General features: G+C 70.1%; 8 protein-coding genes. 3 read left to right on the forward strand and 5 right to left on the reverse strand.

The window, feature by feature from the left end:
• Positions 1–12 precede the first annotated feature (12 nt).
• The 3 genes from L2U69_RS05955 to L2U69_RS05965 are packed head-to-tail and all read left to right on the forward strand — an operon-like array spanning position 13 to position 8,887.
• Positions 13–4,554, forward strand: coding sequence for a two-partner secretion domain-containing protein (locus tag L2U69_RS05955; RefSeq protein ID WP_236105856.1), 4,542 nt, complete (start codon positions 13–15; stop codon positions 4,552–4,554).
• On the forward strand, positions 4,551–7,541 hold the full coding sequence (locus L2U69_RS05960; protein ID WP_236105858.1) for a CHAT domain-containing protein: 2,991 nt from the start codon (positions 4,551–4,553) through the stop codon (positions 7,539–7,541). The genes L2U69_RS05955 and L2U69_RS05960 overlap by 4 nt, the downstream gene beginning before the upstream one ends.
• Before the next feature lie 8 nt (positions 7,542–7,549).
• Positions 7,550–8,887, forward strand: coding sequence for an NAD(P)/FAD-dependent oxidoreductase (locus tag L2U69_RS05965; protein WP_236105860.1), 1,338 nt, complete (start codon positions 7,550–7,552; stop codon positions 8,885–8,887).
• Here L2U69_RS05965 and L2U69_RS05970 read toward each other — a convergent pair.
• The 5 genes from L2U69_RS05970 to L2U69_RS05990 form a co-directional block, all read right to left on the reverse strand.
• Positions 8,864–9,796 (reverse strand): alpha/beta fold hydrolase, encoded by a 933-nt coding sequence (locus L2U69_RS05970; RefSeq protein ID WP_236105863.1) that lies wholly within the window; start codon positions 9,794–9,796, stop codon positions 8,864–8,866. The genes L2U69_RS05965 and L2U69_RS05970 overlap by 24 nt on opposite strands.
• Before the next feature lie 63 nt (positions 9,797–9,859).
• Positions 9,860–10,675 carry a CheR family methyltransferase gene (locus L2U69_RS05975; protein WP_236105866.1) on the reverse strand — a complete coding sequence of 272 codons (816 nt, stop codon included), beginning with the start codon at positions 10,673–10,675 and terminating at the stop codon, positions 9,860–9,862.
• Positions 10,672–11,838 (reverse strand): protein-glutamate methylesterase/protein-glutamine glutaminase, encoded by a 1,167-nt coding sequence (locus tag L2U69_RS05980; protein WP_236105869.1) that lies wholly within the window; start codon positions 11,836–11,838, stop codon positions 10,672–10,674. Before L2U69_RS05980 ends, L2U69_RS05975 begins: the two co-directional genes overlap by 4 nt.
• Before the next feature lies 1 nt (position 11,839).
• Positions 11,840–12,205 carry a response regulator gene (locus tag L2U69_RS05985; RefSeq protein WP_236105872.1) on the reverse strand — a complete coding sequence of 122 codons (366 nt, stop codon included), beginning with the start codon at positions 12,203–12,205 and terminating at the stop codon, positions 11,840–11,842.
• Positions 12,206–12,263: 58 nt separating this feature from the next.
• Positions 12,264–14,993 (reverse strand): hybrid sensor histidine kinase/response regulator, encoded by a 2,730-nt coding sequence (locus L2U69_RS05990; RefSeq protein WP_236105874.1) that lies wholly within the window; start codon positions 14,991–14,993, stop codon positions 12,264–12,266.
• Positions 14,994–15,085 lie beyond the last annotated feature (92 nt).

Consider the following 15,085-nt stretch of genomic DNA (forward strand, 5'->3'; position numbering starts at 1 on the left):
CGGGGACGCATCATGAGGGGTCTCGCCCATCCGAACACGCGCCGCGGCCTGAAGCTGGCGACCAGCGCGCTTGCCCTTCTCGCCGCCCAGGGCCTCTGGAACGCGGCGCTGGCCAATCCGACCGGCGGCACCGTCACCGGCGGCAGCGCCACCATCGCCACCAGGCCCGGCACGGTCACCGTCCGCCAGGGCAGCGACCGCGCCGTCATCGAATGGCAGGACTTCTCGGTCGACGCGGGCGAGACGACGCGCTTCGTCCAGCCCAGCGCCTCGTCCGTCACCCTGAACCGGGTGACCGGCGACAATGCCTCGGTCATCAACGGACGGGTGACCGCCAACGGCAACGTCTTCCTGGTCAACCGCAACGGCGTCCTGGTCGGCGCCGATGCCGTGGTGGACGTCGGCGGTCTCGTCGCCACCACGACCGACATCGACGACGGCGCCTTCATGGCCGGCAGCGGCCATTTCGACCGGCCGACCGGCAATCCGGGCGCGGTGATCGCCAACGAAGGCGCCATCACCGTCGCCGACAAGGGCATCGCCGCCCTGGTCGGGCCGACGGTCGAGAACCACGGCGTGATCGCGGCGCGTCTCGGCACCGTCGCCCTCGGCTCGGCCGAGACCTTCACCGTCGATCTGGCGGGCGACGGCCTGATCAGCTTCGACACCGGCCAGCCGGTGAACCGCGACGGCGGCACCGCCCAGGTCACCAACGCCGGCACGATCGCGGCCGAGGGCGGCACCGTGGTGCTCAGCGCCGGCCAGGCCGCCTCCGTGGTCGACAAGGCGATCGACATGACCGGCGTCGTCACCGCGTCCTCGGTCTCGTCCGAGGGCGGCGTGATCGTGCTCTCGGGCGGCGCGGGCGAGACATCGGTCAGCGGCACGCTCGACGTTTCGGGCACCAGGGGCGGCGCCATCGAGGTGACGGGCGACACCGTCGGTATCGAGGCCGGCGCGAGGCTGGATGCCAGCGGCGAGACGGGCGGCGGCACCATCAAGGTCGGTGGCGACCTGAAGGGCGGCGGCACCACTCCGCACGCCAGAAAGACCGCGGTCGCCGAAGGTGCCACGCTCGATGCCTCGGCGACCGAAAACGGCGACGGCGGCCTGATCGTCGTCTGGTCCGACGCCAGCACCTTCTTCGGCGCCGACGCCGTCGCCCGGGGTGGCGCCGAGGGCGGCGACGGCGGCCTGATCGAAACCTCCTCCGCGTCGGCGCTGAGTTTCGGCGATTTCTCCATCGACGCGAGCGCAAGCGCCGGCCAGGCCGGCGAATGGCTGATCGACCCGGCGGACGTCGTGATCGGCGACGGCGAAGCGCCGCCGCTGACCTCCAATCCCTTCGATCCGGTTTCCGCCCTCAACTTCATCCAGACCGCTTCCATCGTCTCGGTGCTGGCGACCGGAACCGACGTCACCATCAACACCGGCGCGACCGGCGACGGCATTGCGGGCGAGGGCGCCATCAATCAGACGGTGATCGACGCGCTCTTCCCCAATGCGGAAGATGCGGTGATCGAAACCGGCAGCATCGCCTTCCTGGGCAATCCCGAGGCCTTCGCCATCGGCGGCGACGGCAGCGCCAAACTGACCCTGAACGCGGTCGGCGGCATCGTCTGGCAGGGCTCGCTGGACGTCACCGGCGATTTCACCCTGGAAGCCAACGCGGGCAAGGCCATCGTCTTCTTCTCGGGCGGCGTGAAGGCCAACACGATCGATCTGCACGGTTGCATGACGGTGTCCAATTGCGGCATCCCCGAGTCCGAACTGGGGAACGCCCATTTCGGCATCGCGCTGATCCCCGTCGCCAGCGACCAGGATACGGTCCTGCTGTCGGGCGAGACGGTCAATATGTTCGGCGGGCTCGGCGGCGTCCTGATTTCGGAACGCGCGACGGTCGAGGCCGGCACCGCCCTGAACCTGCAGGGCCAGGGCGAATTCGCCTTTGTCTTCGATCCCCTCGCCACCATCGGCGCGGGCGACGGCGCGACCGCCAGCTTCCTGCCCGCCTTCGATGGCGGCGACCTGGAGATCGTGGCCCGCGACGGGGAGGATTCGTCGAACGCCGGTATCGACCAGTTCGACCTGGCGGCGCTTTCGGCCTTCGAGACCATCGCCCTGCGCACCGGCGCGGGCGTCGCCACCCTCGGCGGCACCGATCCGCTGGGCGGCGACGGCAGTATCCGGATCGGCGGCGCGTCGGGCGGCGCCACGGTGAAGGCCGCCGGCAATCTGGTGCTCGAAGCGGGCGACGGCGGCAGCGTCCGCATGGACGGCGGCGCCGCGCTGGAAACCGGCGGCGATCTCGACATCTCGAGCGGGAACGAGATCGATCTCGCGGGCGGCGTGACCGTCGGCGGCGACCTGCGCGCCGCGGCCGAAACCATCACCACCGACGGCAACATCGTCTCGACCGGCGGCGGCATCCGGCTGGACGGCGACGTCGTCGTCTTCGGCCCGACCACGCTGCGGGCCTCGGCCGACATCGACATCACCGGCAACGTGAACGCGGGCTTCTTCGATTTCGGCGAGTCGGCCGGCGCCTTCGCCGCCTTCGCCCTGGAACCCAGCGGGACCTCCCTCGTCGTCACCAGCGATCACGGCGCGGTCGATGTCGGGGGCGACATCGGCCTTTCCGAACCGCTCGACGATCTCGTCATCAGCGCGGCGACGACCATCGACGTCGGCTCGGTCGTCGTGAACGGCTTCGCCAGCCTGACGGCGCCGCTCACCCATCTGAGGGGCGATCGCTACGACATCGGCGCCTTCTTCGAAGTGATCGGCGCCACGCTGCTGTGCACCGACGTCGAGATCGACGCGGGCGGCGACGTCCTCTTCGCCGGCACGATCGACGCCGAGGCGGAAGCTCCCTCGACTGCGCTCGACGTGGACGCCTTCGGTTCCATCGCCATCAAGGACAGGGTGGGCGGCGACAACCCGATCACCGCCCTTGTTCTCGAGGCGGGCGACCGCATCTCGCTCGCCGGCGCCACCACCCTGCTCGATCAGGGCTACGACGCGACGGGCGGCGGCACGATCCACGGCATTTTCGACAGCGGCGGCGTCTTCGGCTTCCTCGGCGATCTCGAACTGGCCGGCGACACCACGATTTCGGCCGTGAGCAGCATCCTGTTCGACGGCACCATCGACAACGCGGAAGGCGAGGGCCGGGCCTCCCTGGTCCTCAACAACGAGACCGGCTCCGTGATCGCCATCGGGCCGATCGGCGCGATCAGCCCGCTCCAGGATCTCGACATCGCCGCGCCCGGGGGCGTCGTCAGCCTGGGCGACACCAAGGTCGCGGGCGACCTGCGGGTCGATGCCGCCACCATGGTCCCCTTCGGCACGCAGTACGAGGCCGGGGGCTTCATGCGTTTCGGCGCCAACATGATCCTGGCGGAAGAGGGCACCTATGGCTTCGAGGCCGGCGGCGACGTGACCTTCTCGGGCATCATCGACGCGGCCTCGACCGGGGACTATCACCTCGTCGTGCGCTCCACCGGTGGCGATGCCCGTCTGCTCGGCGCGATCGGCACCGTCATCGGCCCGCTCTCCTCGATCGAGGTCGAGGCGCGCGACCGCGTGATGACGCGCGACACCTTCAGAACCACCGGCGACCAGCGGTATTTCGGCGGCGAAATCATCCTCGGCACCGGGGCCATGACCAGCACCGAGGGCAACATCCTGATCCATGGCCCGGCGACCGTGACCGGCCCCGTCACCCTCGATGCGGCCGGCAATCTGAAGATGACCTCAACGGTCGACGGCACTTCCGGCGACGGCATCCTGAGCGGCGAATTGGACCTGATCGCGGGCGACCGTCTCGACGTGCTCGGCGAGGTCGGCATGGCCTCGCCCCTGCTCGGCTTCAGACTGACCGCCGGCACCGCCATCGATCCGCCGTCGGCCATCACCTTTGGCCCGCAAGTCTATTCCGCGCCGGTGATCGTCCTCTCCGGCTCGGAATACGCCACCCATGGCGGCGCTTTCACCACCATCGGCGAGCTCAGGCTCACGGCGCCGGCGGTGACGATCGATACGACCGACAGCCACGACTCGGCCTATGCCCTGGCTTCCGGCGACATCCTGCTCGACGGCCCGGTCCACGGTTTCGATGTGATCCTCAACGCCGGTTCCGCCGGCATCACCGCGGGCGACGTCGCCTTCGACAGCCTGAAGGTTCTCGGCACCATGGGCAGCGCCGACATGGGCGGCACCATCGGCGGCATCGCCGGCGAAGCCGCCGCGGGCGAGGTGATCCGCCCCGAAATCGTCGAGACCTATCTGTTCAACGGCTGCGTGATGGCGACCGACTGCGGCAACGGTGGCGGCGACGATTTCTTCCTGCCCGATCTCGAAGGCACGCTGACGGCGGGCCTGCCCCTGCCGCCGCCGGCCGGCGGGGACGAGCGGCTGTCACCGCCGAACCTCCTCTTCGCGCGGACCTTCGATTTCATCGACGATCCCCGCTTCACCTTCTCGAACACGGGCAAGGACGGGCTTTGGCGCCTCGACCTGAGTTTCCCGGGCGCCGGGGGAGATCTGCCATGATCCGGCCGTCGTCCCTCAACGCCGTCCTGCTGGCGGCCGCTCTCGGCCTTGGCGGCTGCGCCGTCATCGACACCGGCATCGGCGTCCCGCGCGAGGCCGGCGGCAATCTGGTGGGCGAGGCATGCAGCGCCACCCTCCAGCCGGCCGGCGGCGGCGATCGCCTGACGACCGTGCGGTGCGGCAGCTGGGAACAGCCGTCGGCGCGCGTGATCGAGCGGCCGGGAAGCGGCGATGCCGCCACCGCCATGGCCGATGCGGCGTGGCGCGCCACGATCGACAGCCGGATGCGCTGCGATGCGCCCCGTCCCACCGGCTTCGCCGGCGGGCTTTCGGGCCTGATCGCCGAATGCCGCCTGCTGAACGGCGGCTTCCCGATGGTGGCCCTGGCGATCGCGACCGAGGACCGCATGTTCCTGGCCGATACCATCCCGGCCGCCCTGCCCGTCGTGGAACGGGTCGTGCAGGCCTCGATCGGCCGGGGCGGGCTCGGCGCGGAAACGGTCGAATCCCGCGCCGTCGCCCTGATCCGCGCGGCGACCGGCCGCGACCTCACCGGTGCCGATACGCTGGACGCCTATTTCAACGCCATCGCCGGCGCGCAATATCAGGACACGGTACAGAATTTCGCGGCGGCCGAGGATCACTACCGCCGCGCCCTGATCGCGCAGGCCAACGCCGTCGGCCAGGACGATCCGGGCAGCGCCGATCCGCTGATGCATGTCGCCCTCGAACTGTCGAACCAGGGCCGCTTCGAGGAAGCCGCTCCCCTGTTCGACGAGGCGGAGCGTCTGGCCGCGCTCAGCGTGAATGCCGGCGACCTGCCCCGTCTCTATTCCTATCGCGCCATCGACGCCGCCAATCAGGACCGCCTGACCGATGCCCTCGCCATGGCCGAGCGGGCGACGGCGGCGCGCCGCGCCATCATCGAATCCGAGGGCGGCGGCGCGCTGGTCGCCGGCAATCTGATGGAAGGCACCGGCACCGGCGACCTGCTCGGCGCCGGCGGCGGTTCCGATTCGATCCAGGCGATCGAACTGGCGCAGAGCCTGCACACCGAGGCCGCCCTGCGGCTCCGCCTCGGCGATCCGGAAGGGGCGGAGCAGAAGGCGGACGAGGCGCTGGCCACCGTGCGCGCCTTCCGCGCCGCGCCGCCCTGGTGGCTGCCGCAATTCCTGGAGACGCGCGCCATGATCGCCGCCGCCCGGGGCGAGACCGGGAGTGCCGCCGCCATCCAGGGCGATGCCGTGGTGCTGTGGCGCGACGCCCTGCCGGGGGCCGCCCCCGAAGGCTTCGCCGATCTGGCGCTCGGGCAATATCTCCATGCCGCGGGGCGGACCGGGGCCGCGCTCGATGCCTATCGCGCCGGCTTCGCCATTCTCGATGCGCGGGGCGCCGAGATCCGCCCGCGCGAATTGATCGGCTTCCTCGACGTCGCCAGTGCCGTCGCCGAGGCGGTGCCGGAGCAGGCCGACGCCCTGCGTGTCGAAATGTTCCAGGCGATGCAGCTCATGCGCTCGGGCATCACCAGCCGCACCGTCAGCCTCGCGACCGCGCGCCTCGCCGCCGGCGATCAGGAGGTCGGCGCCCTGATCCGCGCCCAGCAGGAGAACGAGCGCAGGCGCTATGCCATCGTCGCCCGGATGAACAGCCTTCTTGCGGTGCCGGCCGAGATCCGCGACGTCCAGGCCGTGACGGCACTGCGCGGCGAACTGGCCGAGGCCGAGACCGAGGGCCAGACGCTGGACGCCACCCTCCAGGCCGCCTCCACCGGCTATCGCCAGCTCCTGGCGACGCCGGTCGAGGCGAAAGACCTGCAGGGCCAGATGAAGCCCGGAGAGGCGCTGGTCGCCTTCGCCAGTTCCGAGACCGCGACCTATGGCTTTCTGGTCATGGCCGACCGCCTGCGCAGCTGGCGCATCGATGCCGGCGACCGCGCCCTCGGCGATGTCGTCCTGAACCTGCGCCGGGGCATCACGCCCGGCCGCAAGGGCCTGCCGCGCTTCCCGGTCGATCTCTCGCATCAGCTCTATCAGGCGCTCTTCGGGCCGGTGGCGGAAGACCTCGCCGATGTGACCAGCCTGGTGACCACGGCCAACGGCCCGCTCGCCTCCATCCCCTTCGCGCTGCTGGTCGCGGGCGAGGTCGGGCCCGGCGCCCGGACCTATGCCGACGTCGACTGGATGGTACGCCATCAGGCACTGGCCATGGTGCCCTCGGTTCGCGCCTTCGCCGACCTGCGGAGCCTGGGGACGACTTCCGGCGGAACCGAGGCCCTGGTCGGCTTCGGCGACTATCGCCCGCCGCGCGATCTCGAAGCCCTGTTCTCGACCCTGCCCGACGATTGCGCCCGCGACCGCCGGGTGCTCGGCGCGCTCGGCGCCCTGCCGAATACCGCCGGCGAATTGCGCCGGGTCGCCGGCCTCGTCGGGACCGGACAGAGCCAGCTGGTGCTGGGCGAGGATTTCACCAAGCCGGCGGTGACCGGTCGGGACCTGTCGGATTACCGCATCGTCTATTTCGCCACCCATGCCGTTCTCGCCAGCGAGATCCGCTGCTTCGCCGAGCCGGCGCTGCTGGTCACGCCCGCCCCCGGCGAGGATGCCGACAGCGCCCTCCTCAAGCTGAGCGACATCCTGAACCTGCATCTCGACGCCGATCTCGTCGTGCTGTCCGCCTGCAACACCGGCGGCACCGACGGCAAGAGCGGCGGCGAAGCCCTGTCGGGGCTGGCGCGGGCCTTCTTCTATGCCGGGGCCCGGCGCCTCGTCGTCTCCCACTGGCAGGTGCCCGATACCTCCACCGCCAATCTGATGGTCGGCCTGTTCGACGGCAGCGTGGCCGAAGTCGGCGGTGCGGCGGCCCTGCAACGGGCCCAGGTCGCCGTGATCGACGGTGCCGGCAAGGGCCTGCCGGCGGACTGGTCGCACCCTCTGTTCTGGGCCGGTTTCAGCGCCATCGGCGACGGCACCGGCATTTCCCCGCGCTGACCGCGGTCATGGTCCGTTCCCTGCACCACCCGTCGATCCACGACTATGGCCGGACGGTTCCCAGCTGGTGGGCCGCCTCCGCCGGCAAGGGACCCGACGCGCCACCGCTGAAGGGTACCGTGCAGGCTGAAGTCGCGGTCATCGGCGCCGGCGTCACCGGCCTCAATGCCGCCCTCGCCCTGGCGCGGGCCGGCGTCTCCGCCGTGGTCGTCGACGCGGCCCCCCTCGGCTGGGGCGCATCCGGACGGAACGGCGGCTTCTGCTGCCTCGGATCGTCGAAACGGTCCTGGCAACAGATCATCCGGCAGTTCGGCCTGGCCGAGGCCCGGCGCTTCTTCAACCTCCAGGCGGCGGCGATCGACCATGTCCGCGACGTCATCGCGGAACACGCCATCGCCTGCGACAAGGGCCCGCCGGGCGAGCTGATCTTCGCCCATCATCGCCATGCCAGGGCCCGCCTCGAGGCCGAAGCGGAAATGATGCGCGACGTGTTCCGGGTGGATGCCCTGATGATGTCGCGGGCGGACCTGCGCGAGTTCGGCCTCGTCACCGGGGAGAACCGGCCCGGCCTGATGGTGCCCCACGGCTTTCCCCTGCACCCGCTGAAGTATCTTCACGGCCTGGCACGGGCGGTGCTGGCGGCGGGGGTGCCGGTGCATGGCGAAAGCCCGGTGACCGCCTGGACGCGGGAAGGCGCGCGACACCGCCTGGTCACGCCGGGGGGCGAAGTCCTCGCGGATCGGGTGGCGGTGGCGACCGCCGGCTTCACCCGCGAGGATCTCTCGCCCGCCTTCGCCGGCCGCCTGCTGCCCGTGCTGTCGAACATCATCGTCACGAAACCGATCGACAGGGCCGCGCGCATTGCCCAGGGCTTCACCAGCCGGACCATGTGCGCCGACAGCCGGCGCCTGCTGCACTACTTCCGCCTGCTGCCGGACGGGCGGCTGCTGTTCGGGGCGCGCGGCGGCATTTCGGCGGCGCCGGGGGCGGAACCCGCCATGAAGGCGCGCCTGGAAGGCGATCTGGCGCGGATGTTCCCCGCCTTCGCCGGGGTCGGGGTCGACTACTTCTGGCGCGGCCTGACCGACATCACCTTCGACCGCCTGCCCCATCTCGGCACCGTGGAGGACGGCAGCGTCCATTATCTGCTGGGGTTCCACGGCAACGGCCTCGCCATGGGCAGCCTGGGCGGGGCCATGATGGGGGCGCGGCTGGCCGGCCTGCCGGTCGATCTGCCGGCGGCGATCAGCCGGCCGCTGCCGCGCTTTCCCCTGTCCGCGCTGCGCCAGACCTATCTGCGCGCGGCCTATGCCGCCTATGGTCTAGGCGACCGCCTGGGCCGCTGAGGCGGCGGCACGGCGCAGGTGCGCGACGATCAGCGGATTGACCACCTCGGGCTTCTCGAGGTGTAGGAAATGGCCCGCATCCTCGATGATCTCGAGGGCGACGCCGCCCGGGTAGTCCTCCGCCCTTATGCCGATGCGGAAGGCATCGACCGAGAAGCAGCCGTCGCGCGTGCCGGCCAGGATCAGGCTCGGCTTCTCGATCCGGCGCGAGGCGCGGCGCACCCCTTCCTTGAAGCGCCCGGTGAAGGGCGAGGCGAGACAGCGGTAGTAGCCGAGCGCGGCCTTCTTCACGCCGGGCCGCGCCAGGGTCTGCTTCACATGATCCAGCATGCCGTCGGGCGGCGTCCATTTCGGCGACCAGCGCCGCCACAGGAGGTCGATGAAGGCCCAGTCGTCCCGCGCCACCAGCCAGTCGGCGACGCCGCGTGCCTGAAAGACGCCGATGTACCAGAACGGCAGCGCCAGCCAGGGGGCGCGGGCCGCGATCGCCGTCAGCCGGCCGGTCGGCGGGATCGCGATGGCGGTCCAGCTGGCCAGGAGGTCCGGCCGGTCGGCGGCGACGACATGGCCCATGACGGCCCCCCAATCGTGCCCGATCAGATGCACGGCGCCGCCGTCCGCCAGCTTCTCCATCAGACGGCCCAGGACGTCGGCCACGCCCGCGATCGTGTAGTCGCCATTCGCCTGGATCGAGGACGGCTCATAGCCCGGCATCAGGGGGGCGATGGCGCGAAAGCCCGCCGCCGCCAGGTCGGCGCCCAGGCCGTCGAAGGTCCGATTGTCGTCGGGAAAGCCGTGCAGGCAGAGGGCGAGGGGCGCACCGGCACCACCGCCCGCCGGAAGGAATTCCAAGGCCGAGACGGTTTCCGGCCCCAGTTCGATCGAAATCTCGCGAATCTCGCCCGTCATGTCGCCCTCTCCCTTCCGGTTTTCGGCAGTCTGGCGACAGGCGCGGGTCCGGACAACCACGTCCTATGGGGGGGGCGCCACCTCGTAGAGGCCACGGCGATCCTTCACCGGGCGGAAGCGGTTGGAGAGGCCGAGCACGGTCTCGGCCGCGCCGAGGAACAGCATGCCGTCGTCCGCCATGCCCTGGGCCAGGCGGTCCAGCACCTTGGCCTTGGTCGGCTGGTCGAAATAGATCAGCACGTTGCGGCAGAAGACGACGTCGAATCGCCCGAGCGCGGCGAAATTGTCGAGCAGGTTGAATTCGCGGTACTGCACCATGGCCCGGATCTCGGGCGCGATGCGCCACTGCTCGCCTTCCTTCTTGAAGTATTTGACCAGAAGCTGAATGGGCAGGCCGCGCTGGACCTCGAACTGGGTGTAGAGGCCGGCGCGGGCCCGCGTCAGTACCTCGGACGAGATATCGGTGCCCAGAATCTCGACCCGCCAGCCGGCCAGCGCCGCCTTCTGCTCCGCCAGGATCATGGCCAGCGAATAGGGCTCCTGCCCGGTCGAGGCGGCGGCGGACCAGATTCGGATGCGCTTGGACGTGGCCCGCGTCGCCAGGAGATGCGGCAGGACATGGGCCTTGAACGTGTCGAACGGCGTGTTGTCGCGGAAGAAGAACGACTCGTTGGTCGTCATCGCCTCGACCACCTCGCTGGTGAGCGCCATGTCGCGCCCCCTGAGCGCCGCGATCAGCCCGTCGAGGGAGCCGAGACCGCGCTTCCGCGCGATCGGCAGCAGCCGCGATTCGACCAGATAGCCCTTGTCCGAGGTCAGCACGAGGCCGGACTTGGCCTTCAACAGGTCGCTGAGAAACTGGAAATCCTGCGGGCTCATTGCAGCCCCCCCGCCAGAAGCGGGCCCCGGACGAAGGCCTCGACGCGGGCGCCGATCTCGCCGAGCGGCAGGATGGCGCTGCAGATGCCCGCGGTCGCCACGGCGCCGGGCATGCCCCAGACGACGCTGCTCGCCTCGTCCTGGGCGATGATGCGGCCGCCCGCCTCGACCACGGCACGGCTGCCGGCGAGGCCGTCGTGGCCCATGCCGGTCAGAATCACCACCAGCGAGGCGGCGCCATAGACGGCGGCGACGGAACGCAGCATGGGATCGACCGCCGGGCGGCAGAAATTCTCGGGCGGGTCGTCGGTCAGGCGCAGCACCCGGCGGTCGCCGTCGCGCGCCACGATCATGTGGCGGTTGCCGGGCGCGACATAGATGCGACCGGCGCGGACCGCCTCCCCGTCGATACCCTCGGCGGTCTCGACGCCGGTGGTCTTGCCCAGGTGGTCGGCGAAGATCGCGGTGAAGGTCGCGGGCATGTGCTGGGTGACGAGGATCGGCACGCCGAGGCGCGCCGCGATCGGACCGAGCATGGCGGCAACCGCCTGCGGCCCGCCTGTCGAGCTGCCGATGGCGAGGATCTGCGGGCGGATCGGCACGCTGCGGCGCAGGCGGATCTCGCGTCCGGGCACGGCATTGGTCGCGGCCGGCGCCGGGGCGCCGGCGCCCGCGCGGATGCTCGCCGCGGTGGCCTGGCGAATCGCCTGGGTCCGCCGCCGCGCCGCGCCCAGGGCGCGCGCCTTCTGCAGCAGTTCGGTGCGGAAGGCGTCGACGGCGCCGCTCTCGCGGGTCGAACTCGGCTTGGTCAGATAGTCGGCGGCGCCGAGGGTCAGGGCCTTGATGCTGACCTCCGCCCCCGCGCGGGTCAGGGTCGAGGACATGAGCACACGGACGCCGCGCGCCACGCGCAGGATCTCGGGCAGGGCCGTCAGCCCGTCCATTTCGGGCATCTCGATGTCGAGAACGACGACCTCCGGCTGGGTCTTCTCGGCCTGACGCAGGGCCTGGGCGCCGTTCGGTGCCGTCGCCACCACCTCCATGTCGGGCTCGGCGCCGATCCAGCGCGACACGAGGCCCCGGATGACCGCGGAATCATCGACCACCATGACCCGGATCGGCCCGCCCGCGGCCGGGGTCACGGTCTTTTCCGGCGCCGTCATGTCAAAGTACACCGACGGAGACCAGCTTCGCTTCCAGGATCTCGCGGTCGAAGGGTTTCATGATGTATTCGCTGGCGCCGGCTTCGAGCGCGGCCTGGATGTGCTCTATGTCGTTCTCGGTGGTGCAGAAGACGACGATGGGCGCGTCGCCCCCCGGGGTCTCGCGCAGGGCGCGCAGGAATTCGATGCCGTTCATCACCGGCATGTTCCAGTCCAGCAGGATGAAGTCGGGCATGGCGGCCGCGCAGCGCTCCAGCGCCTCCTTGCCGTCGCCGGCCTCCTCGACCGAAAAGCCGATTTCCTCGAGCATCCGGCGCGCGACCTTGCGGATCACACGGGAATCGTCAACGACCAAGCAGGACTTCATCAGGATTGCCTCGTTTCCACCCTCGTCGCCCCCACCCTTGTCGACCCCATCATTGTTGTCAGGCGGCGCATCGTCCGTCGAGCGTCGCGCGGAGGGATGCCAGCAGGCCCTCCCGATCGCCCTTTGCCACATAATCCGTGAATCCGACCCGGCGTCCACGCTCGAAATCCGACGGCGCGGTGCGCGACGACAGGGCGATCACCGGCACGTCGCGCCAGGCCCCCTCGCGGCGGATGGTCTCGGTGAAGGCGAAACCGTCCATGCCGGGCATTTCGATGTCGGACACGATGATGTCGAAGGTCGCCCCCTGCTCCCGCAGCCTCAGCGCCTGCTGCGCCTCTTCCGCGAAGGTGACGTCATAGCCCGCGACCGACAGCACGGGCTTGATCATGTTGCGGAAGAACGGGCTGTCGTCCACCAGCAGCACCGTGCGCTGGCTGCGGGTCTGGCCCTGTTCCTCGGTCGAGCGGCGGAACCAGTCGTCATAGGCCATGGTCAGGTAATGGGCGACGTCGACCACGCCGGTCGCCTGCCCGGCGACCACGGCGGTGCCGATCAGGCCGGGACGGCCCGACTGCAGTTCGACGTCCAGCCGGTCCTCGACGATGTCGATGATCTCGTCGACGGCAAGGCCCATGGCGCGTTCGCCGTCGGCGAAGACGATCACCGGCTGGCCGCCTTCGGTCTTCAGGCGATGCTCGGCATCGGCGCAGACGATCGGCATCAGGTGGCCGCGATACTGGACCACCGGCTTGCCGTTCGAGCGTTCGATGCGCTTCAGCTCGATTTCCTCGAGGCGGGCAACCAGCGCCAGCGGCACGGCTTTCAATTCGTCGCCGCCCGCGCGGAACACCAGGAGCGACGAAGAGGACGCGCCGAAGCCGGCCTCGGCCACGGTTTCCTGACCGATTTCCTGGTTCTCGCGCAGGGCCTCGCCGGTCTGCATGGCGAGACCGTTGGGGTCGAGAATCATGATCACGCTGCCGTCGCCGAGGATGGTGTTGCCCGAGAACAGCGCATTCTCGCGCAGGATCGAGGCGACGGGCTTCACCACGATTTCCTCGGTGTCGAAGACACGGTCGACGACGATGCCGAAGGTCTGGGTGCCGACCTGGGCGACGATGACGAAGGCGTCCTCGGGGCGCGGCGTCTCCGCCGGCACGAGGTTCAGCGTCTCCGCCAGGAACACCAGGGGCAGCAGGCGGTTGCGCAGGCGCACCACCGGGGTGTGGTTGATCTCTTCGATCCGGTGCTCGGAATCGGGCGTGGCCCGCACCAGTTCGACGACGCCGATCTGGGGTACGGCGAAACGCTCGCCCGCGCATTCGACGATCAGGGCCGAGACGATGGCGAGGGTCAGCGGTATCTTGATCTGAAAGGTCGTGCCGCGGCCCGGCGCGGTCTTCAGGTCGATGGTGCCGCCGATCTTCTCGATGTTGGTCTTGACGACATCCATGCCGACGCCGCGGCCCGAGACGCTGGTGACCTTGTCGGCCGTCGACAGGCCGGGATGGAAGATGTAGCGCCCGACCTGGGCATCGGACATGCCGGCGAGATCGCTTTCCGAGACGAGGCCGTTGGCGAGCGCCTTCGCCTTGATGCGCTCGAGGTCGAGGCCCCGGCCGTCGTCGGCGATCTGGATGATGATGTGGCCACCCTCGTGATAGGCGTTCAGGGTGATGCGCCCGGTCTCGGGCTTGCCCGCCGCGCGCCGATCCGCGGGGCCCTCGAGGCCGTGATCGGCCGAATTCCGCACCATATGGGTCAGCGGATCCTTGATCAGGTCCAGGACCTGGCGGTCGAGTTCGGTCTCGGCGCCATGCATCTGGAGATCGATCTTCTTGTTCAGTTCGTGCGACAGGTCGCGCACGATGCGCGGCAGCTTGGACCAGGCGTTGCCGATCGGCTGCATGCGCGTCTTCATGACGCCTTCCTGCAGCTCGCTGGTGCAGTGGGACAGGCGCTGGAGCGGCGCGGCGAATTCCGAATCGCCCATGCGCCTGACCATCTGCAGGAGCTGGTTCCGCGTCAGCACCAGTTCCGAGACCATGGTCATCAGGTTTTCGAGGAGATCGACCGAGACCCGCAGGGTCTGATTGGCGATCTGCCCTTCCGCCTTCGTCTCCTGACTGGGCTGGGCGTCGCCGGCGCGCGCCGGCGGGGCGGCCGTCGCGGCGGTATGTTCGACCAGGGCGGTGGCCGCCGCCTCGGCATCGCTCAGCAGGGGCGCGGCGCCGGCGGCGATTGCCTCCGGCCCGGGGGCCATCTGGAAAGCGGCCTCGAGTTCGTCCAGGGAGACTTCGCCGGGCTTCAGCGCCCGTTCCATCTCGATCACGGGCGCCGGCGGCACCGCTTCCGCGACAGGCGCGGCGGGCGGCTGGGGCTGGGCCGGGGGCGCCGCGGCCAGGCCGCCGCCTTCCGCCAATTCGTCGAGGCGGGCGATGATGTCGGCGTCGTCGCCCGGCGGTTCCTGTTCGGTCGCTTCGAGAACGGCCAGGATCGACTTGATGCCGTCGAGGGATTCGAGGATCAGGCTGACGGCATTGCCGGTCACCGTCATCTCGCCGGTGCGGAACTTGCCGAGCACGTTTTCGCCGGCATGGGCCAGCGCCTCGAGGCGGGGCAGGCCCAGGAAGCCGCAGGTGCCCTTGATGGTGTGCACCAGCCGGAAGATGTTCGACAGGACTTCGCGGTTGTTCGGGTCCTGCTCCAGCTTGACGATCTCGACGTCCACGACGTCGAGATTTTCCGCCGTCTCGGTCAGGAATTCACGGAGCAGATCGTCCACGGTCGGGCACCCTCGGCGTCTGGCGCACCAGGATACCAGAGGGCCGGCGCGCGAACAGCATTGCGTTGCGCGCCATGGTCGGCCAAGGCTCG

Source organism: Zavarzinia marina (assembly GCF_021568905.1).
In the GTDB taxonomy this organism is placed as follows: Bacteria; Pseudomonadota; Alphaproteobacteria; order Zavarziniales; family Zavarziniaceae; genus Zavarzinia; species Zavarzinia marina.

Bases quoted from the DNA above. Each gene is read 5' to 3' on its own strand.
- L2U69_RS05955 (WP_236105856.1), top strand. From the start codon at position 13: ATGAGGGGTCTCGCCCATCCGAACACGCGCCGCGGCCTGAAGCTGGCG.
- L2U69_RS05960 (WP_236105858.1), top strand. From the start codon at position 4,551: ATGATCCGGCCGTCGTCCCTCAACGCCGTCCTGCTGGCGGCCGCTCTC.
- L2U69_RS05965 (WP_236105860.1), top strand. From the start codon at position 7,550: ATGGTCCGTTCCCTGCACCACCCGTCGATCCACGACTATGGCCGGACG.
- L2U69_RS05970 (WP_236105863.1), bottom strand. From the start codon at position 9,796: ATGACGGGCGAGATTCGCGAGATTTCGATCGAACTGGGGCCGGAAACC.
- L2U69_RS05975 (WP_236105866.1), bottom strand. From the start codon at position 10,675: ATGAGCCCGCAGGATTTCCAGTTTCTCAGCGACCTGTTGAAGGCCAAG.
- L2U69_RS05980 (WP_236105869.1), bottom strand. From the start codon at position 11,838: ATGACGGCGCCGGAAAAGACCGTGACCCCGGCCGCGGGCGGGCCGATC.
- L2U69_RS05985 (WP_236105872.1), bottom strand. From the start codon at position 12,205: ATGAAGTCCTGCTTGGTCGTTGACGATTCCCGTGTGATCCGCAAGGTC.